Source organism: Desulfatibacillum aliphaticivorans DSM 15576 (assembly GCF_000429905.1).
Taxonomy (GTDB): domain Bacteria; phylum Desulfobacterota; class Desulfobacteria; order Desulfobacterales; family Desulfatibacillaceae; genus Desulfatibacillum; species Desulfatibacillum aliphaticivorans.
This window is the reverse complement of record NZ_AUCT01000011.1, coordinates 29,677-50,457: the sequence shown is the minus strand read 5'-3', so window position 1 is coordinate 50,457 and position 20,781 is coordinate 29,677. Positions and strand designations below refer to the sequence as shown.

Annotated in this window: 15 protein-coding genes; 9 read left to right on the top strand and 6 right to left on the bottom strand. The window is 55.1% G+C overall.

The genetic code is table 11. The features are described 5' to 3' along the window. Positions 1–123 precede the first annotated feature (123 nt). A complete protein-coding gene (locus G491_RS0112170) occupies positions 124–1,560 on the bottom strand; it encodes a coniferyl aldehyde dehydrogenase (RefSeq protein WP_028314801.1) in 1,437 nt (478 codons plus the stop codon). A gap of 591 nt (positions 1,561–2,151) precedes the next feature. After that, a complete protein-coding gene (locus tag G491_RS0112165; protein WP_028314800.1) occupies positions 2,152–3,477 on the bottom strand; it encodes a GMC family oxidoreductase N-terminal domain-containing protein in 1,326 nt (441 codons plus the stop codon). 565 nt (positions 3,478–4,042) lie between these two features. Between G491_RS0112165 and purN the strand changes: the two genes are divergently transcribed. The 6 genes from purN (at position 4,043) to G491_RS0112125 (ending at position 13,150) form a co-directional block, all read left to right on the top strand. Continuing rightward, complete coding sequence (purN, locus tag G491_RS0112160) at positions 4,043–4,798, top strand: phosphoribosylglycinamide formyltransferase (RefSeq protein WP_028314799.1); 756 nt, start codon at positions 4,043–4,045, stop codon at positions 4,796–4,798. A gap of 410 nt (positions 4,799–5,208) precedes the next feature. Further along, positions 5,209–6,861 (top strand): phosphoglucomutase (alpha-D-glucose-1,6-bisphosphate-dependent), encoded by a 1,653-nt coding sequence (gene pgm, locus G491_RS0112150; protein ID WP_028314797.1) that lies wholly within the window; start codon positions 5,209–5,211, stop codon positions 6,859–6,861. Between the two features lie 246 nt (positions 6,862–7,107). After that, the gene (locus G491_RS0112145) at positions 7,108–8,445 is read left to right on the top strand and encodes an SPOR domain-containing protein (RefSeq protein WP_028314796.1); all 1,338 of its coding nucleotides are present in this window, start codon (positions 7,108–7,110) and stop codon (positions 8,443–8,445) included. 291 nt (positions 8,446–8,736) lie between these two features. After that, positions 8,737–10,248: a sigma-54-dependent Fis family transcriptional regulator gene (locus tag G491_RS0112135; protein WP_012611091.1), complete on the top strand. Its 1,512-nt coding sequence runs from the start codon at positions 8,737–8,739 to the stop codon at positions 10,246–10,248. 54 nt (positions 10,249–10,302) lie between these two features. Beyond that, entirely contained in the window at positions 10,303–11,790 is a 1,488-nt protein-coding gene (locus G491_RS0112130; RefSeq protein WP_084511495.1) for a sensor histidine kinase, read from the top strand. Further along, positions 11,768–13,150, top strand: a complete 1,383-nt coding sequence (locus G491_RS0112125; RefSeq protein ID WP_028314793.1) for a sigma-54-dependent transcriptional regulator — start codon at positions 11,768–11,770, stop codon at positions 13,148–13,150. The genes G491_RS0112130 and G491_RS0112125 overlap by 23 nt, the downstream gene beginning before the upstream one ends. Before the next feature lie 419 nt (positions 13,151–13,569). Here G491_RS0112125 and G491_RS0112115 read toward each other — a convergent pair whose 3' ends face one another. The 4 genes from G491_RS0112115 to G491_RS0112100 all read right to left on the bottom strand — a co-directional run bounded on the left by G491_RS0112115 (position 13,570) and on the right by G491_RS0112100 (position 16,440). Continuing rightward, complete coding sequence (locus G491_RS0112115) at positions 13,570–14,271, bottom strand: tetratricopeptide repeat protein (RefSeq protein WP_028314792.1); 702 nt, start codon at positions 14,269–14,271, stop codon at positions 13,570–13,572. A 106-nt stretch (positions 14,272–14,377) separates the two neighbouring features. Beyond that, complete coding sequence (locus G491_RS0112110) at positions 14,378–15,370, bottom strand: adenosine kinase (RefSeq protein ID WP_028314791.1); 993 nt, start codon at positions 15,368–15,370, stop codon at positions 14,378–14,380. 15 nt (positions 15,371–15,385) lie between these two features. Continuing rightward, positions 15,386–15,817 carry an SH3 domain-containing protein gene (locus tag G491_RS0112105; protein ID WP_012611086.1) on the bottom strand — a complete coding sequence of 144 codons (432 nt, stop codon included), beginning with the start codon at positions 15,815–15,817 and terminating at the stop codon, positions 15,386–15,388. Further along, positions 15,814–16,440, bottom strand: coding sequence for an MBL fold metallo-hydrolase (locus G491_RS0112100; RefSeq protein WP_028314790.1), 627 nt, complete (start codon positions 16,438–16,440; stop codon positions 15,814–15,816). Before G491_RS0112100 ends, G491_RS0112105 begins: the two co-directional genes overlap by 4 nt. A 493-nt stretch (positions 16,441–16,933) precedes the next feature. On the opposite strand from G491_RS0112100, the gene G491_RS0112085 reads away from it, so the two are divergent. The 3 genes from G491_RS0112085 (at position 16,934) to G491_RS30560 (ending at position 20,387) form a co-directional block, all read left to right on the top strand. Next, complete coding sequence (locus G491_RS0112085) at positions 16,934–17,494, top strand: metal-dependent hydrolase (protein ID WP_028314788.1); 561 nt, start codon at positions 16,934–16,936, stop codon at positions 17,492–17,494. A gap of 469 nt (positions 17,495–17,963) precedes the next feature. Next, positions 17,964–18,374, top strand: a complete 411-nt coding sequence (locus G491_RS0112070; RefSeq protein WP_028314786.1) for a hypothetical protein — start codon at positions 17,964–17,966, stop codon at positions 18,372–18,374. An 846-nt stretch (positions 18,375–19,220) separates the two neighbouring features. Continuing rightward, positions 19,221–20,387 (top strand): ribonuclease D, encoded by a 1,167-nt coding sequence (locus G491_RS30560; RefSeq protein ID WP_035218694.1) that lies wholly within the window; start codon positions 19,221–19,223, stop codon positions 20,385–20,387. The last annotated feature ends 394 nt before the right edge of the window (positions 20,388–20,781 follow it).

The following is a 20,781-nucleotide window of genomic DNA, read 5'->3' as shown; positions in this document are numbered from 1 at the left end:
ATAAGGCCTGCCGCCTGCAAAGGCAAGGGGCGACTTTTTTCGCGTTGTCTGTTCTGCAAAAAAAAACGCGGGCGCCGGTGGGGGCCGGCGCCCGCGTTTTCCATAATAGCTGTAAGGAGCAATTTACAGCTTGTCGATCATAAACCGCAGGGCTTTTTCAAAACCCGCGCTGTACGGCGCCCGGATCATCCGGGTGCTGCACGGGCTGCCCTGGAAGAACACCCCCCGTTTGTTGGAGAATGCGTCGAATCCTTCCGGGCCGTGATACGAGCCCATGCCGCTGAATCCCACGCCGCCGAAGGGCAGATCGTCCTGGGCCACGTGCAAAAGCGTGTTGTTGATGCACGTACCTCCCGCCTGGGTCATTTTCAGGACCTTTTGCACCGATCTACCCTTGTTGGAAAAATAGTACAAGGCCAAAGGCTTGGGCCGGGCGTTAACATAAGCAATGGCCTCGTCCAGGGTGTTATAAGGCACAACCGGCAGGATCGGCCCGAAAATTTCGTCCTGCAGCAGGATCATGTCGTCCGTGCCGTTCAAAACAATAGTAGGCGCGATTTTTTTTGCGGCCGGGTCAATCTCCTCATTGGCTGGATTTACCCGGATCACCTTGGCGCCTTTTTCCTCCGCATCCTTAATGGCGTGATGCAGGCGGTCGAAATGGCGCGTCGTGATGATGGACGTAAAGTCCGGGTTGTTCTCCAAAGTAGGATAGCTTGTGCGGATGGCATTTTCAAAAGCCTCCACAAACTGGTTCACCTTGTTTTTCGGAACCAGTGCATAATCCGGGGCGATGCACGTCTGTCCGGCATTGAAGAATTTCCCGTGGGCGATCCTGTCCGCCGCCGCCTGGACGTCAAAATCCTGGCCCACGATGGCCGGAGACTTGCCGCCCAACTCCAAGGTCACGGGCGTCAGATTTTCCGCCGCCGCCGCCATGACCTGCTTGCCCACGTTGGTGGAGCCGGTAAAGCATATGTGGTCGAAGGGCAGCCGCGAAAACGCCGAGCCCACGCCCGGGCCGCTGAAAACCACGCTCACCTTGTCGGGCGGAAACAGGGCGCCCAGCAGATCCTTCAAGCATTGGGAGGTCCGGGGCGTAAACACCGACGGCTTGAGCATGACCCGGTTTCCCGCCGCCAAAGCGCTCAGCGTAGGAACCATGGCCAGGTAAAAGGGATAGTTCCACGGTGATATAACGCCCACCACTCCCAAAGGCTCCATGTACACCTTGGCTTTGCCGGGCATATACAGCCAGCCCACGCTCCGTTTGCGCGGCTTCATCCATTTTTTCAAATGCTTTTTGGTGTAATGCACCATGGACAAGGTGGTGTTGATTTCCGCAATCAGTATTTCGTGACGGGAGCGGGAGCCGAAATCCTGGACCATGGCCTCCACGATTTCGTCTACGCGCTGGCCGATGGCCGTTTCAATTCGTTCCAGTTCTTTGATGCGTTCCTGGTATGAGGTGGGCCCTTGGGCGATGAAAGCGGCTTTTTGCGCTTCCATAATTTCCACCATGGCCGCGACGCTGGGATTGGGTTTGCGGGCTGTGGTCATGACGACTCCTCATGTGCGTCTGGGTTGGAATTTAATGGAGCGGGCCTACGGGTCCTGCCTCGCCCCCTTTTTAATGACCCATGGTCATTTAGCTGTCTTCAATTTAATTGACCTTGGGTCATAAATCAATGAAAAAAATACGCTGTTTCAATAAATTCTCCAATAAATGACCCTTGGATATTAAATATTAACCATGAAATCTTAAAAAATCAAGCAAGTATTATGCGTTATTTCTTGCTTTCAAAACGGCGCCGCGGATAAAGGAATTCGGCCGTCGCCCCGGTACACTCGTTCCCATGCTCCCGCGTGGGAATGCATACGGGGGCTGCATAGGGGCTAATGCTTTCCACTATCTCAACAACCGCGAATGCGCGGCCGGATTCCTCGAATAACTCCAACGCAGAGCCGCCCAACCTGCACCTTAATTTTTGGAGGCGTAGGTTAGGTTGAGCTCCGCGAAACCCAACAAAATTGGGTTGTTATATGGATTCGATCTGGAGGGGTGTTATTGCTGAAACCGGAAACCCACAGCTTCCAGCCTTTCCCCTTTGGCAGCGCCTCTTCGCAGGAGCGCCATGTCATCGATCCAAATCAGGCGGCTTGTTTTTCCTCGGACTGAACCCCTTCCGCTCCCGCCAAATGGGCGCCCAGGCGTTTGGCCAGGCCTATGAGCGCCAACGTGGGAGGCAGGCCCCATGCTTCGGGGATCACCGAACAGTCGCACACGTACAGGTTGTCGTATTGGGTCCGGAGGTTGGAGTCCACCACCTCGCCCAGTTTGGCCGTGCCGCCGGGATGGGCTGCGATGTACCATGTTTTGTACACGGCGGTGGCGCCCGCGTTTTTCAGGATGCCCTTGGCCCGTTCAAAGCCTTTGTTCAGGCTGGCCTTGTCCGACCTGGCCAGGCGTTTGTTGACGATCCCGCGCTTGGTGATTTCGCCGCCCAAAGAGTCCCGGGCCTTGATCATGATCCCCAGGGTGTTGCGATGATTGATCGCGCCGCCCAGTTTGAGCACCTGGGCGCTGAAGGCCATGTGCATCATCTGGTGCAGGGTCATGTCGGTCATCATGTAGCCTTCGTCCTTGATGTGCACCCCGGCGGCCATGGGCATTTCGCCCGCGCCTTCCATGCCCGGAACCACGCCGATAGCCACGAACAGGGGGTCGAAAAAGAAATTATAGCCCGCTTCCTTGATGCCTGCGGTCCGTAAAAGCATGGGCGTGCCGATGCCTCCGGCGCTGACGATGATTTTCGGCGCGTAGGCCTTGTACACCTTGCCGTTCTTTTTAAAGGCCACGCCTACGGCCTTGTTTCCGTCCATGAGAATCCGTTCGGCCTTGGCCCGGTTCAAGAGCCTGGCGCCGTTGCGCACCGCTTCCTCCACATACCAGCGGGAGGACCACTTGGCCCGGTTAGGGCACCCGTAATAGCACTTGTAGCAGTTTTTCTCGCAGTTTTCCTGAACCAGGTACTTATCCAGGTTGTTCCAGGAGTACCCAAGATCCCGGGCGCTTTCACGAATCAGCAGGGATTGGGGCGCCATATACGCGTCGTCGATCTTCCGAATAGGCAACTCCTGACGGACATCGGCGGTTATCCGGGATAAATCCACCCCATAGCGCCGGAACATGTCGTGATCCGGTTCAAAAGCCGTGCCGCAATACACGACCGACCCGCCGCCCGTGGTAATCCCCCGGGCCATGGCCAGCCCTTCGGTGGTGAAAAGCATGCCCTTGCCGGGAGTTCCCAGAATATCCACGGCTTGGGGCAGGGTTCCCTTCAAAGGCTCATTGCCCCCCCATTCCAGAATCAATGGCTTTTGTCCGGCTAACGAAAGCTCCCTGGCCAGGGTTCCCCCCCCGGGGCCGGACCCGATGATGATTGCGTCGAACTCCTGCTTGTTGGCGTTTTTCATGGAAATCTCCATTTGGTGAGTATAAAAGGACAGGGATGTCGCAGGCGGAATAGCGTATTGGCAACTATATCCTTTGCGACGCACTGCGTCAATGTCTTTTTTAATCGATCGGTCAAAATTTTCCTCCCACCGCCGGGAAAATCCCTTTGATTGACCCCCGGCCGGGGTTCTGATAGTTCTGAATATGATTTGAAGAACGCCTTTGCTTCGTGCCGCTGCTTTTGCCAGTCAGAGTCGGGACGCATTTTTTTCCCGCTGACTTAAGAGATTGGAACAGGCGTGAAGAAAGTCAACGGCAATGCCGACGCCCGGAACTCCCTCCCCCTTGACGGGGGAGGGCTGGGGTGGGGGTGAGTTAACGCGTAGGCAAACAATCCCCCCCATCCTGTCCTTCCCCCGCCAAGGAGGGAAGGGACGAAGATTGACGGGCTTCCGTCTCGGGACTTTCCTGAGCCGTTGACTTATCCATGCCGCCTCGATCCGTCATCCTGAGCCGCGAAGTGGGCTTTATTAATTTGAGATCGCGTCCCCGGATATTTCTGAAACGGATGCAACGGGAGAGAAAATGGCGGAAAAACTGAAAATAGGCGCCCTGATTTCGGGCGGAGGAACCAATCTCCAGGCAATCATCGACGCGTGCGAGGCGGGGGAAATCAACGCGGAGATCGCGTTTGTAGGATCGGACCACCCCGGCGTCAAGGGTCTGGACCGGGCGGCGAAGCACGGCATCCCCAGCTTTGTCATGGAATACGGCCCGATTTTGAAAAATCCGGAAGACTACCCAGCGGCCCCGGGCCTGGACCTGGACGACGTGATTTCCAAACAGCATCTTTTTTACGGGGAGGGCGCTCTGGAGCGGGCTGAACCCTATTGTGCGGTTCGCGCCGTGGCCGAGGCCCAATTGCTGAAGGAAATGGACAAGTTTGAGTACGACGTCCTGGTTCTGGCCGGCTTCATGCGCATTTTCACTCCTTATATTATAGATAAAATCAACAAGGGGCATGACCTTCCCAGGATTATGAACATCCATCCGGCCCTGCTTCCGGCCTTTCCCGGCGTGGACGGCTATGGCGACACCTTTAAATACGGCTGCAAGGTGGGCGGCTGCACCGTGCATTTTGTGGATTACGGCGAGGATTCCGGCCCCATCATCGGCCAGAAAGCCTACACCATCGATCCGGGAGACACGGAGGCGGACATCCGAAAAAAAGGGCTGGAGCTGGAATGGCGGCTCTATCCCGAGTGCATCGGGCTTTATGCGGACGGCCGCCTGTCCCTGACAAAGCGCGGCCGGCGCACCGTAGTGGAAGTGAGCAAATAACTGTCCCACAACATTTTGGATCAGCCTGATTCCTTGATTGACGCAAAACAGGCGGGCGGATTATCCTTTTTCTAACAAAAGGCTTGTATAGGAGAAATATAAAAGGGGCAATCTCGGCCGTTCCAACATTTTGGCGCCGCCCTCTGTCGGGGCTGGCTATCAAGGGGCGCCCCAGGCAATGCCGTTTTTTGCCTGGGCGCAAGGCGCAGAAGGTGCGACCGGGAAAGATTGCAGAAATCAGGCAAGGACGGCGGGCGGCAGCCTGCGGTTACAACCTCGTTCCCATGCTTCGCGTGGGAATGCATATGGAAGTATTTGAAATCCAAATCTTTCCATTAATGGTAAAGCATCAGGAAACCCTTTGCCATTGAGTTTTCCCCTTTCATGATTGCTAATTTGGAGGGTTTGACATGGCTTTGCATGCATTGGCCGGAAAAAAGGCCCCAAGAGATATATTGGAAAACATCCCCAGGCTGGTGACCGAATATTACGCGTCCCGGCCGGACCCGACCAACCCCTTGGAGCAGGTTTCCTTCGGAACCTCCGGGCATCGGGGCTCCTCCAAGTCCAGGAGCTTCAACGAGGACCATATCCTGGCCGTATCCCAGGCCATTTGCGAGTATAGGGCCTCCCAAAAGATTACAGGGCCCTTGTTCATGGGCATGGACACCCACGCCCTGTCCGAACCGGCGTTCGTCACGGCCCTGGAGGTGTTCGCCGCCAACGGGCAAAAGGTCGTCGTTCAGCAAGGACGGACCTACACGCCCACGCCGGTCATCTCCCACGCCATCCTGGTCCATAACCGGGCGGGCCGGGGAGGAACCGCGGACGGCGTGGTCATCACCCCGTCCCACAATCCTCCGGGCGACGGCGGATTCAAGTACAACCCCCCGGAAGCCGGGCCTGCAGGCGCGGAAATCACCAAGGTCATCCAGGATCGCGCCAACCGGATCATGCAAGGAGGGCTTAAGGAGGTCAGAAGGATTTCCTTTAAAAAGGCCATGGCCTCGGACTTTGTCACGGAAAGGGATTATCTGGCGCCCTACGTGGACGACTTGAAAAACGTCCTGGACCTGGACGCGATTTCCAATGCGGGCCTGAAAATAGGCTGCGATCCCCTGGGGGGCTCGGGCCTGTATTTCTGGGAGGTTATCGCCTCCAAATACAAGATGGACATTCAGGTGGTCAATCCGGTCCTGGACCCGGCCTTTGGTTTTATGACCGTGGATAAGGACGGTAAAATCCGCATGGACTGCTCGTCGCCTTACGCCATGGCCGGGCTGATCGGCCTGAAAGACGATTTCGACATCGCCTTTGGCAACGATCCGGACTACGACCGCCACGGCATTGTGACAAAAGGCTCCGGCCTCATGAATCCCAATCATTACCTGGCAGTGGCCTGCTGGTATCTTTTCGCCAATCGCCCCGGCTGGAAAGCCTCGGCCGGCATCGGCAAGACCCTGGTTTCCAGCTCCATGCTGGACAGGGTCGCCCAGGCCCTGGACAGGCCCATCTGCGAAGTCCCCGTGGGCTTTAAGTGGTTTACGGACGGGCTTATCAGCGGAGACTTCGGCTTCGCTGGAGAGGAAAGCGCCGGCGCCTCCTTCTTACGCCTGGACGGGAGCGTCTGGACCACGGATAAGGACGGCTTTATCATGGATCTGCTGGCGGCGGAGATCACGGCCAAAACCGGAAGCGATCCCGGCCAGATATACAAGGATCTGGAAGACAAATTCGGAAGCCCCCTATACAGCAGGGTGGATGCGCCCGCTTCGGCCCGGCAGAAAAACGTGCTCAAAGGCCTTACCCCGGACATGGTGGAGGGAAGCGAGCTGGCCGGGGAAGCCATTGAGGCCAAACTCACCAACGCCCCCGGCAACGGCGCGGCCATCGGCGGGCTGAAGGTCGTCGCTAAAAGCGGCTGGTTTGCGGCACGGCCTTCGGGAACCGAGGATATATACAAGATCTACATGGAGAGTTTTAAGGGCGAAGACCACCTGAAAATGATCCGGGAGGAAGCCCAGGCCATGGTCGCCAAGGCGTTCAAGGCGGCGGGCGTTTAGGGCGGCGCGAGGTTTTTAGGGCGGTGTTCTTTAACTGCATTTTGGCTTTTTCATGTAAAAGGGCAGGGGGAGCTTCACGTCTTTTAAGTCGAAAAATGTGATTTGAATCACACAACAGCTGGAAAACCTACAAAATTCCGTCAATAACATTGACTTTGCCGGCCTGTTTTCGTATACTTTCAATCCGTAAAGCGCTTTTTCGATCTGTTGTAATCAATCACATTCCATAAAGGTTCGGGGGATAACATGAAGAAATCATCAGCCATCCGATATATTGCTATGGCAATTGCCTTTCTCGTGGTTGGCCTGACGCCCTTGACAACCTGGGCTGCGGACCAGAGCCGGGTTGACCTTCTTCTGGAAAAAGGACTCTTGGCCTACGACTCCAAGCAATATGCCCAAGCTATTGATTATTGGACGGAATCTTTATCCATGGATTCCTCCCAGTATAAAGTCTATTACAACAGAGGCATGGCGTGGTTCAGGCTTGGACAGACCCAACAGGCTCTGGAAGACTTCTCCCAGGCTATCGATAAAAAGCCGGATTATTCCCGCGCATACACCTCCCGCGGCTACCTGTGGAACAAAATCGGCCGGTTTGAAAACGCCAAGGCCGACTATATCAACGCCCTGACTTACGCACCGGACCTGCCGGACCCGTATTACCAATTGGCGCGCATCTACGCCCTGTGCCCCGTGGAAAAATACCGGGACGGAGAACAGGCCGTCATGTGGGCCTTGAAAGCCCAGGAACTGAGAAACGATCCTGACACCCTGATGCTGCTGGCGGCGGCTTACGCCGAAAACGGCGCCTTCACAAAGGCCGTGGCCGCCCAGGAAGAGGCCATCAACTGGCTTCGCCGCGAAAACATGGTCTATGAACTGGAAAGCGCCCAGGCTCAGTTGGTGCGCTATAAGGAAAACCGCCCCCTGATCGATTCAACGGTGGCGGAAGAGGAAATCGAAGCAACTTACGCGGAAGCGCCCAAACCCGCGCCTGCACCGGCCCCGGCGCCCAAACCTGTTCCGGCTCCAGCCCCTAAACCCGCCCCCGCCCCCAAACCCGCTCCGGCGCCTGCACCGGCTGTTACGCCGGCGCCCGTGGGCCAGGGAAGCTACTATGCGGCTCAGAATTATCCCTATGTGATTCAGGTGAGCGCTTACAGGGACAGGGACAAAGCCAATGACGTAGCCATGGATCTCAGGCAGAAAGGCGACGTCGCCTACACCTGCCGCGCCGACATTCCCGAAAAAGGAACCTGGTACAGGGTTTTCGTAGGCTTCTATCCTTCCAAAAACATCAGCATGGACGCTGCTGCAAGTCTTAAAGCCAGAAACTTCACTTATTCCCTGGTCAGAAAAAAAGCCTGGACCGTTTCCGTGGGGGATTACTCCAATGAGCAGGCCCTGAAAAACATGGAAAAGGCGCTTCTGGAACAGGGATACCTGGCTTATCGTTTGAACGGAAGCTCAGGCAGCGCAACGCGTCTGGCCATCGGCGCCTACGCCACCGCCAATGAAGCCGCCCAAATGAGCAAGGAAATCGAAAACGACGGATTTCCCGTTCAGGTGGTGAAGCGCTAGCCCGGTCACATCATCCATAGATTTCATCAAAGGGGTTGGAAAGCGCTTTCCAACCCCTTTTATTCGGGAGACATCCTTTATATTATCGATAATATGGAATAACTCCATCAAAGTCCGCACTTTATCCTTAAAAACGAAAAAATCCTTGAAAAATACAAAATTGTACGATAAATTCCAACCAGTCGGCAATTTTGTGGAAAAGCCGGAGCCGGAAAGGCCCCGGCGCTTTTTTTCTGAACCGCCGGAAATATTCCGGAGAAACCCAACCAAAACGTATTTTTAAAGGTAATCATGAACCAGGAACTGTCCTGCCTGCACGATATAGCAATCGCCCTGTCCGAATCCGATCTTCGGCCCTCCTTATACAAAGCCCTGGAACTTCTCTCCACGTCCATGAAAATGGATCGCGGAGCCATTACGATAATGAACCCGGTGCAGCATGAAATCCGCATCGAGGCGGCCCACGGCATGTCCGCGGGCGCCATCCAAAAGGGAAGATACAAACCCGGCGAAGGCATCACGGGCCGGGTGATTCAAAGCGGCAAGCCCACCATTGTGCCGAAAACCAGCCAGGAGCCCTTGTTTTTGGACAAGACCGGGCATCGGAAAGCTGACGACGTGGAATACTCCTTTATTTGCGTGCCCATCACCAAGGGCAAGCAGGTGGTGGGGTGCTTGTGGGTGGACAGGCCCTACGACCCGGAGTACAACCTGGACAACGCCCTCCAGGTGCTGACCATTATTGCGGCCATGGTGGCCCAGAGAGTGGCCAGCCTGGAAACCCTCCAGTGGGAAAAGGAAGCCCATAAAGAGGAAAGCCGCCGCCTGCGCCAGGAATTGGGGCAGCGCTACAGCATCACCAATCTGGTGGGGAACAGCAACAAGATGCGGGAGGTCTTCCAGATGATCTCCCAGGTTTGCAAGAGCAACGCCACGGTGCTCATTCGCGGCGAGTCGGGCACGGGCAAGGAGTTGGCGGCCACGGCCATCCATTATAACAGCTCCCGGGCGGACAAGCCTTTCGTCAAGGTGAATTGCGCGGCCCTGCCTTCCAACCTGATCGAGAGCGAGCTTTTCGGCCACGAAAAAGGCGCGTTTACGGGCGCCATCCGGCAAAAGCCCGGTAAGTTCGAATTGGCCAGCAAGGGCACCATATTCCTGGACGAAATCGGGTCCATCAACCTGGACGTCCAGGCCAACCTCTTGCGGGTTTTGCAGGAAAAGGAATTCGAGCGGGTGGGAGGCATCAAGACCCTGAAGGCGGACGTTCGCGTCATAGCCGCCACCAACCGGAACCTGGAGCGCGCGGTGGAGGACGGCAGCTTTCGGGAGGACTTGTACTACCGCCTGAACGTCTTTCCCATTTACATGCCGCCCTTGCGCCAGCGTAAGACCGACATCCTTCTTTTGGCCGAGTATTTTGTGGAAAAATACTCCAAGGAAAACAGCAAGGAAATCCGGCGGCTTTCCAGCCCGGCCATTGACATGCTCATGCAATACCACTGGCCCGGCAACGTGCGCGAATTGGAAAACTGCATCGAGCGGGCCGTGGTGCTGTGCGACTCCGGCGTCATTCACGCCTTCCATTTGCCGCCCTCCCTGCAGACGGCGGAAGAGTCGGACACCTGGCCGGGCCGCGGCCTGGACGAAGCCGTAGAGGCCTTGGAGCGGGAAATGATTGTCGATGCGCTGAAAAGCACCCGGGGCAATACGGGCAAGGCCGCTGAGATTCTCAAGTCCACACCCCGGAAAATCGGGTACAAGGCCCACAAATATCAGATCAATTACAAGGACTTCCGCTAGCCGGGAATCCTTTTTTCAAGCCGCGGGGAATCAACCCTGGCGCGGGATTTTTTCATGAGTTCCAAAATCGGGAACAGTAATAATTCAGATCAGCATTCCCGGCTCCAAGGGCGCTCCGCAGCCACCAGGGTGACGGTCAAGCCCGTCAGGCTGGTGCAAAACTTCACATCCCTGAGCCTGGTTGTGATTTTTCTGGCCACCCTTATCCTGTCCATGGTCCTGACCCAGAACGCCCGGACCGTGCTCATGCAGAAAAACCAGGATTACGCCGCACTCATCGCCAATAACCTCAACCACCAGGTGTTTTGGCAGTACGTCTATCCTACGGTCAAACAATTCGGCAGGATCAACCTGTACAATGAGGCTGAGTTCGGTCTCCTGGACAGCGTGGTGCGCCACACCCTCCATGGCTTTAACGTGGACGTGGTCAATATTTATAACGAGGAAAATCAGGTCCTGTACAGCTTCGACCCGGACCTGATCGGAAAAAAAGTCACCCTGGGCCGGGAATACAACATGGCCCTGAAGGACGTTTCCAGCTCCAAGCTCATGCAAACCGGTTCAGGCTGGGGCATTTGGCTGGGAAGGCCCGAAAGCACCATTTTAAAAACCTATTCTCCGTTTTGCATCAGGCATCCTGAAACGGAGGAAATGATCAAAATTTACGGCGTGTTTGAGATCGGAATCGACCTCTCCAACGACTACAGAACCATCTTCAACTTCCAGCTCATGGTGGTGGGCGTGTCGGCCACCGTCATGCTCCTGCTGTTTCTGGTGCTCCGTTTTTACGTGGGGCGCGGCGAGGATTTTCTGCTGCAAAGAGCCGAAGAACGCCTTAAGCTCGAAGAGCAGCTAAGCCGCGCGGAACGCCTGGCCTCCCTGGGCGAAATGGCTGCGGGCGTATCCCACGAAATCCGAAATCCCCTGGGAATCATTCGAAGCTCCGCCGAACTCCTGGGCAAACGCTATGACGGCCCCAACAGGCAATTGCTGGAAGTCATTATTGAAGAATCCACCCGTTTAAACGACATTATTACGGATTTTCTCAACTTCGCACGGCCCACCGAGCCCCGGTTTCAGGAATGCAGCGTGGCGGGCGTACTTGGGAAAAACCTGGCTTTCCTGGCCCCAAGGCTCAACCAGGACGGATACCACGTGGAGCAGGAGGCGCCTTCCGACCTGCCCATGGTCTGGGCCGATCCCAATTTGCTGTATCAGTCCTTTTTGAACATCCTGATCAACGCCATGCAGGCCATGCCGGCAGGCGGAACCGTGTACGTCAAAACCCGGATTCAAGGGGAAAAGCTCTCCGTCAGCTTTACGGATGAGGGCAAAGGGGTGACGGACGAGGCCATGAAAAAAATCTGGAATCCCTTTTTCACCACCAAGGAAAGAGGTACCGGATTGGGCCTGTGTGTGGTACGGAATATTATTGAGGCCCACGGTGGAAGCGTGACCATAGAAAACTCCGAAGACAAGGGCGCCTGCGTCCGGGTGGAACTCCCCATAGGAACACGTGATGGAAACGATTCTGATAGTTGACGACGAAAAAAACTACCCCCCGCTTCTGGCCGCCGTTTTGGGCGACGAAGGATACGAAACCCTGACGGCCAACAGCGGCTTGGAGGCTATCCAAATCCTGGAAGGCTCGGACGTGGACCTGGTCCTCACCGACATGAAAATGCCGGGCATGGACGGCATGGAGCTCATGGAGCGCATCAAGACCCGGGATCCGGACCTGCCGGTGCTCATGATGACCGCCTACGGCACCGTGGACATGGGCATGGCCGCCATGGAAAAGGGCGCCTATTCCTACATCTGGAAGCCTTTCCAGAACGAGCAGCTTATTCTCTTTGTCAAACAGGCTCTGGCCATGTACCGGGTGGTCCAGGAAAACCGCCTGCTCAAGAATGAACTGGGCGACAGATACTCCTTTGGAAACATCATTGGCAAAAGCCCGGCCATGATCAACATCTTCGACACCATCGTCAAGGTGGCGCCCACCAACGCCACCGTCCTCATCCAGGGGGAGTCCGGCACAGGCAAGGAAATGGTGGCCAAGTCCATCCACTTCAACTCCCATCGCAAAGACGCGCCCTGGGTGGCGGTCAACTGCGCGGCCCTGGCGGAATCCATCCTGGAAAGCGAACTTTTCGGCCACGAAAAAGGCGCCTTCACCGGTGCGGCGGCCATGAAAAAAGGCCGTTTTGAACTGGCTGACGGCGGCACCCTGTTTTTGGACGAAATCGGCGAAATTTCCTCCTCGCTCCAGGTTAAGCTCCTGCGCGTACTCCAGGAAAAAACCTTTGAAAGGGTGGGCGGGGTCAAACCCATCGAGGTGGACATCCGCCTTATCGCCGCAACCAACCGGAACCTGAAAAAGGAAGTGGAAAACAGCGCCTTCCGCGAAGACCTGTTCTATCGCCTCAACGTCCTGCCTATCCAGCTTCCGCCCTTGAGGGAGCGCCAAAAAGACATCCCCCTCCTGGTGGACCACTTTTTGCAAAAATACGCTTCAGGCCCCAGCGGTGAATCCAGGGTAAGAAAGGTGCACCCGGACGTCCACAGGTTGTTCCAGGAATACGCCTGGCCCGGCAACGTGCGTGAACTGGAAAACGTCATCGAGCGGGCCATTATTCTGTGCAACTCCGACGCCATCTCCGTGAACGACCTGCCCAGGGAGCTGACCCGCAGCGTGTCCAACACCCTGCACATGGAAGGCATCCCCGTGGACGCCACCCTGTACGAAACCCTGTCCATGGTGGAGCAGGCCATGATCAAACGGGCCATGCTCATGTCGGACAACGTGCAATCCCACGCCGCCCAGATTCTGGGAATCGGGAAAAGCGGCCTGAATCAGAAGATCAAAAAGTTTGGCCTGGACTTTGGTTTAAAAAGTTGAATTTCAAAATGCTAAATAATTTTAATAGTTTATATGCTCTGGGGGAGCCCTTGAAATTTTGGTTCAAGATTTTGAACTCGGCTGCTTTTGATTTTTATTCAATAAAATCAAATGTTTGTTGCTTTTGCCCGATTTCGGGTTCATAAATGCGAACGCAGGGGCTTGGAAAAGGGCCTTTGCAAGGGCGATTTAACAGAGGCCTTGGCAAGAGAATGAAAAAATTTTAGAGAATTTTTTTAAATAATTTAAAAGAGTTGTATTTTTATAGGGAGGAAAGGGTAAGAAAAAAATCTATTTGGCAAGGTGCTTGCAATTACTCAGGACAAACGGAAAAAACATCCGTTTTCCTCCTTTTTCCTCTTTATAAAGGCCGGCCGCATAAAATGCGGCCGGCCTTTATAATTGTGGGGCCTAAAATATCAGCTTGCGGAGGCAGCCAGCTTCTCCTCGACCATCTGCGCATAAGCGGAGTCCGGATAGTCGGCTGCAAATTTCTCGTAGGCCTGAACGCTCTTGTCGGCGTCGCCCTTGACTTCGTAAATGCGGGCTACGGCCAGGGCGGCTTCTTCCTTGCCCAATCCCATTTTGACGCCCAAAACCTTGTTGTACATTTCCAGGGCCTTGTCGTAGTCCGCCGTTTGTTCATAAGCGTAGCCGAGCCCCAAAAGCGCCCGGCTGCTTTCAATGGGATCTCCGGAAAGGGCTTTCAGGCTCTTGTTCCACCATTCAATGGCTTCGTCGTAGTTGCCTGCGTCATAGGCGGTCTGGCCCACCATGAGCGTGGCCAGCTTGCCGGCGTCCGTCCCGGAGTACTCCTGGGCGACGTTTTTGAAATCCTCGTTGACGGCTACAGCCGCTTGCTTGACGTCCGAACTGGTGGTCATGATGCCGGCGTATTTAGCCTGGGCGGCGGAAAACATGGTGGACGCCTTGCTCTCGGTCCGGGCGGAAAACACGGTCCAGCCCGAAATGATGACGACAAGCAGCGCCACAATAACGCCCGCTGTGTACAGTTCCTTTTCATGGTCCCGGCACCAATTGACCACCTTACCGGTCATAGTGATGAATTCATCGGGCTCGTTCAACAGTTCCTTGCGTGAAATGCGTTTTGCGTTTGCCATTCTTTCCGTCCGCGTTGTGAGAAATAGGTTAATGGGATTTTAAAAGGTTTACACGCCCGGTGGTCTGCTGGTCAGGCCAGTAGCCCAGTTGGCCGCCTTATAATCGCTAATCAATGAGCGCCTTGATCCGGCGCCATCCCTCTTCCGGTATGCCCGCTCCCAACACCTGGCACACCTCATGGCCGCAAGCCGATCCAATCCGGCCGGCTTTTTCCATGGAGTATCCGTTGACCAGGCCGTACAGGAAGCCCGAGGCCCACAAATCGCCGGCGCCGGTGGTGTCGCACACCTGGCCGCCGCATTGGGGCTCCACCCTGGTCATTTCCCCCTGATTCAGGATGTAGCTGCCCCGCTCGCCCACTTTCAGGACGCCGATTTCGGATTTTTCGCCCAGCTTTTTCAGGGCGGCTTCCTCGTCTTCCAGGCCCGTATAGGCTTTGGCTTCATCCTCGTTTGCAATGAGAATGTCAACGTATTTGTCCACCAGGTCTTCCAAAAAGTCCCGGGCGTGCTCCACCACGGTGAAGGCCGCCAGATCCAGGCAGACCCTGGCGCCGGCCTTTTTCGCATTGGACAGGGCCGCCGTGATGAGGTCGCGGTTGAACAAAAGGTAGCCTTCCACCAGGACCACGGAGGCGTCCTCGAACACGTCCTCTCCGACCTCATGGGGCTCCAGGCTGCTGGATGCGCCCAAATAGGTGAGCATGGAGCGCTGGGCGTCCGGGGTGACGATGGACAAAACCCGCCCCGTGGGTTGATCCGACCGGATGATGGAGGGGTGGACGTTCTTGCTTTTCAGTTCATTGATGAGCTGGCTGCCCAAAGGGCCGCTGCCCGTCTTGCCCACAAAGCGTCCTGCGCCTCCCAGGCTGGCCACGCCCACCACGGTGTTGCAGGCCGAGCCTCCGGGAACCAGTTGGGGCGGCGTTGCAAAAGAAGGCAGCAGGCCGTCTATGTGCGAGCCGTCCACGTAAACCATGCCGCCCAAGACTCCGCCAGCCTTCTCAACAAAGGAATGATCCTCGTGCCCCAAAATATCCATGAGGGCCGAGCCTACGCCGACAACGACGCCGGCGCCTTGTTTCTTATTGAATTCCATAACCTTAAATCCTCTCTACCAAACCAAAGACGCGTGGATCCATCCCACAACTCCCGACACATGCTCCACTTTGATCCATCGGCCTTTGGTCGTAAGGACTTTAAATGGAACTCCCGCCTCCACTATGGCAACTTTTTTATTATTGGTTCCCGGGCCGGAGCGCACGTTGCATTTATCTTTGGTGGTGATCACGGACTTAACGTCGTCCAGCAGGTTTTTATGGAGCCAGCCCGCCTGACCGTCCACGTCCGTAAAACGGCACCAGTCGTTGACGCAATCCTCCACCAGGACCGGAAAATACCGCTCCACCCGAAAGATGATATCGTAATTGGTCCCCGGGCCGGACCGGATGTTAGCTTTGTCTACGGCCACGGACATTCTTTTGGCGAAAGCCAGGCCGGGCATTAACAAAAACAGGACAGCCAGGGTGCATACTATTTTCTTCATTTTTCCAACACCACCACTTCGCAAACCCCGTCCAGGGCGGCCTTGAACTTGTCCGCGTCCTCCGAGGTTCCGACAATTCCTCCGTAATGCATGGGAATGGCAATCTGAGGCATGATTTTCTTGGCCGCCTCCACGGCTTCGTCCCATGTCATAACATAGGTGCCGGAGACGGGCAACAGGGCGATGTCCACGTCCAGGGCCCCCATTTCCGGGATGAAGTCCGTGTCGCCCGCGTGATAGATTTTGACGCCGTTATAGGTAATGACAAAACCCACCCAGCCGTTGCCTTTGGGGTGAAAATCCTTGTTGATGTTGTATGCGGGAACCGCCGCGACGGTCACGTCCCCGATTTCCACGGAATCGCCGGGAGCGACCACCCGGACGTCGCCGGAGAGCTTGGCGGCCGAGTCCTTTTCCGTCACGATGACCGTGCCGGGCTTGACCACCTTGGCCGCGTCATCCACGGAGCAATGGTCAAAGTGGTCATGGCTGATCAACAGGATGTCGGCCTCAACCGCGCTTTCCAGTTCGTAGGGATCGATGACGATGTTCTTGTCCCCGGCCTTGATGAGAAAGCCGTCGTGGCCAAGCCAACGGATGTTGGAAACCATTTCCCTGATCATGGTGCACCTCCTGGATTTTTTTCGGAATTGCGCCGCGCCTGCATGCAAAAAGGCGGGCCGCAAAACTCCGTTTCTTATCGGCTATAGGGCGTCCCGGTGAACTTAATGCACATGGCCTTGGGAGTCAAATACTTTGTCCTGAATCAGGCGCTCCAGGCCATGGATTTTCCTGTCATTCATCAGGGTTGGAAACCGGACAGAGCGAATGCCGCCTTATTTCTTGCGGGAGGAATTGAGTATAGCCGATCCAGGTTGTTCCGTATTCGGTGCATTCTTGTTGCCTGCACCCAAGAACAATGATATTACCATGGAATTGACGCATTCAGGGGTATTTGCTTCGTAGGTCGGGTCACGCGAAGCCGTATAACGGAATATACCTTGTGATAATGCCGTGTTGCCGATGCCGAACAAAAAACAAAGACAATCCGTGCGCAGCGACCCGACGTTTGTTCAAGCGTCAAACGTGGATTTGACCCCATAAGAAGGCCGCCCCATGAGCCCAATCACCCATTTGCTCATAAGCTGGTCCATTGCCAACGCCGCGAAGTTGGAGAAGCGGGACCGGTTTTTGGTGACCATGACCGGAGTCCTGCCCGACGCGGACGGCGCGGGCATCGTGGTGGACTACGCCATGCGTTTTACGTCCCATCCTACGGATTTCTGGACCCAATGGCATCATGTCCTTGGGCACAACCTGGGGTTCGCCCTTGCCCTGACCATTGCCGCAGGGTTTGCGGCCCAACGGAGATTTATGACGGCGCTGCTGGCTTTCACCGCCGTGCACGTTCATCTGGCCTGCGACATCCTGGGCGCCCGGGGGCCTGACGGGGATCAATGGCCCATCCCCTATTTGTCGCCGTTTTATCAGGGCCTGAATCTGTCGTGGGAGGGTCAGTGGGCGCTGAACGCCTGGCCCAACTTTGTGATCACGGGCGTGTTTTTGTGCCTCATGTTTTGGATCGCAGTCAAACGGGAAGCCTCTCCCTTGGAATTTGTCTCCCAACGCGCCAACCAGGCCTTTGTAGAGACCTTAAAAACGCGATTCGCCAAATAGGCCCGGGCGTGAATGAATAGGCGCCCCTGTATCCTTCAAAGGGACAGAATATGCATCTTAAAACCGTGAAAAGCTATCTCAGAAGCGCCCAAATATATACACATTTAGGTTTAATCTATCTGATTATGCTCATTCTGTTTCCCGAGAGAATCCCCGGAGAATTTAGGGAAGAAGCGTCGGCTCTTATTTTATTGCTGCTCATAATAGAAGTGCATCTCGCGCGGGCAAACAAGATGCTCAAAACAACGATGCATTCAAAAGACTCTTTGCCTGGGGACCAGCCGGATGACAATGATGTTTGAATCCTTTATCCTGCTTGTAGATTTGCCTTTGCATCCTTCCGTGTATTCCGTGCTTTCCGCGGCTAAGGCCCCTTAAGTTTATTGACGCAGCCGAAAAAGTGTGAAAAGAAACAATAATTACCCGTATAAATGGCGTATTTGTCAATCGAATCCACGAGGAGGCTGCAATGTACACGTGCAAGCATTTTGCGATTCACGAGCTTGTCCCGCCTAACGTATACAAGGAACGCGGGGAAAAAGCCTGGCAACTGCTGGACGACCGTTTGCTCATGACCCTGGACAAGTTGCGGGAGCGCTACGGCAAAATGACGGTCAACAACTATCACTGGGGCGGCGACAGGGAATGGAGCGGGCTCAGGACTTCGGACAGCCCCTATTACAGCCCATACAGTCAGCACAGCTTCGGCCGGGCGGCGGACTGTTTGTTCGGCGCCGCCTCCGTGGAAGCGGTGCGGCAAGAGATTCTCGCCAATCCCGACGACCCGGATTTCGCCTTGATCGGCAGCCTGGAGTTGGGCGTATCCTGGCTGCATTTTGACGTCAGGAACTGCGACAGGATCATGACCTACAGGCCTTAATCAAAAGGGCGGACGTAGGGCGCCCCTTGTGGATGCCTTGGGCGCGCACAAAGCGCGTGCAGGATTGGCGCGGGGGCCTGCAACTACAAATCAAATCCAACTTTTGTCATGTTTGGAAGCGATGCGGCTTCGGGGCTTGCTCTGCTTTTCTTTGTTTTTAAAATCTGTTGTAGATAGATGAATATTAATTGTTTTCAGATTCTTATGTATGCATTCCCACGCAAAGCATGGGAACGAGAAGTGCGGCGCAATTATTTGGTCAGCCGCGGCATGCAATGCCGGGGGCCGTCAGGCCAATAAGACGACCTGGGCGCCTCTTAAACCCTTTGCACTATGGCGAACCTGCGCCGTTTCCAACACCCGAATTCTATCTGCTTTTTGGGGACGCCAATCCTTCTTGGATTCGAATTTATTCCAAGGCCGCCCTTATTGCGCTTCGCACCCTGGCAGCCAAAAACGCTGCCACGGCTGGCCCTCTTGAAACTCACCGCCAGTAATAAACGCCGTCTCGCCAATATTTGCCTATAGCTTTTGGTTTTCTGCGGCCTAAAGGTTTAATTTACGAGTCTTATTGCGGCTCCGAAAGATGTTCAGCAATAGCGAACCTCGCGGTCCCGCCCTTCCATTTTCGGCCGCAAAATTGTTCCTTAAAACTCGCAAAAAATTAGTCGTTTGCATACACCCTTGACACCATAGGCTTAATAATGATTAAAATAGATGATTTAGACTTCGGGAAAACCGCTAGTCATTCTTGGAGACTTTTGTTTGATTCCCAAAAAACCATAAAGAAAGCCCCGGTTCGACGCAGGCCGAATTCGGAGAAAAAACCATATATTGCAAAACAAGATGCCGAAAAAACCTGTTCCCCATAAACCCGAAGACCCTGATTTTGTTCTAATCAATAATGATAACGCTTTGGCGGAATTAACCCAAAGCCTGCAATCGCAAAAATGCATCGCCGTGGACCTGGAAGCGGATTCCATGTTCCATTACCAGGAAAAGGCCTGCCTGCTGCAAATTACTTCCAACGGTTTGAACTATATTGTAGACCCCCTGTGCGACTGCGACGTCAAGGCTCTGGCGCCTATCCTGGAAAACGACGAAATCCAGAAGATCTTCCATGGAGCGGATTACGACGTGCGCTGCCTGTTCCGGGATTTTGGCATTGAACTCCACAACCTGTTCGACACCCAGGTGGCCGCCCGTTTTCTGGGAGAGCCCCAAACCGGCCTGGCGCCGCTTTTGGAAAGCCGGTTCGGCGTGCAGCTGGAAAAGAAATACCAAAAGAAAAACTGGTCCCTTCGCCCCCTGCCGCCCGAAATGATGGCCTACGCCGCCAACGACACCGTTCATCTTTTGGAACTGGCCGAGATCCTGAAAAAGGAACTGGTGGAAAAGGACCGCCTGTTCTGGGTGGAGGAGGAATGCGAAATCCTGACCCACGCCCGGCCCATGCCGCCCAATGACGGCCCCCTGTTCCTCCGGTTTCGCGGCGCCGGCAAGCTGGATCCCCGAAGCCTCCAGGTGCTGGAAAACATCCTCCACGTCCGGGACGACCTGGCCAAAAAATGGAACCGGCCTTTGTTCAAGGTTTTGGGCAACACGCCCATCCTGGAAATGGCCCAAAAGCGCCCGCTCAACACCAAAGGCTTGGTGTCCCTCCACGGATTTTCGCCCAAACAGGCCAAGATGTTCGGACACGAACTCATCCGGGCAATCAAGGCGGGCAAATCCGTGCCTGATGAAAAACTGCCCTCCTACCCGCGGAAAAAACGGCCGCCCCTGAACCCCAAGGCTCCCAAACGCGCCAAGGTCCTCAAGGACTGGCGGGAGAAAATGGGCGAGGAACTGGGCGTGGAATCCTCCGTGGTGCTCACCAACGCCCAAATCCAGGCCATGGCCTCCAACAAGCCGAGATCCATCAGGGAGCTTGACGAATGTCAGGAAGTCCGGCAATGGCAGAAAAAAGTCTTTGGCCAAACCCTGGTGGAGCTGCTTAAAGCTGTGCCCTGAACCGCCTGAAGAGCAAAAAACGAAAAGATAAAACTGCGAAAAGCGAAAAGCAAAACAGTTTGCCTCCGGCGGCAAACTTTTGAAAAAGTTTGATCAAAACTTTTTAAATGGCGCTTTGCGCAGGAGTTCATGGACCAATAACAGGGCGCCTATGGGCTCGTTCCCATGCTTCGTGTGGGAATGTATATATAAGAATCTGAAAATAAATCAGATTCATCTATCGCATACGGATTTAAAAACCAAAAAAGCACGGTTTCATACAAATTTCCCGTCCGTCGGCCTCTCTTAATTCCTGCAATCTTTTGCGGTCGCGCCTCATGGCCTGCGGCCCCAGGCAGCAAGCAGCGCCCCTACAATCCCGCCATGCTTCTTATCCGTCATTCCCGAGTGCAGT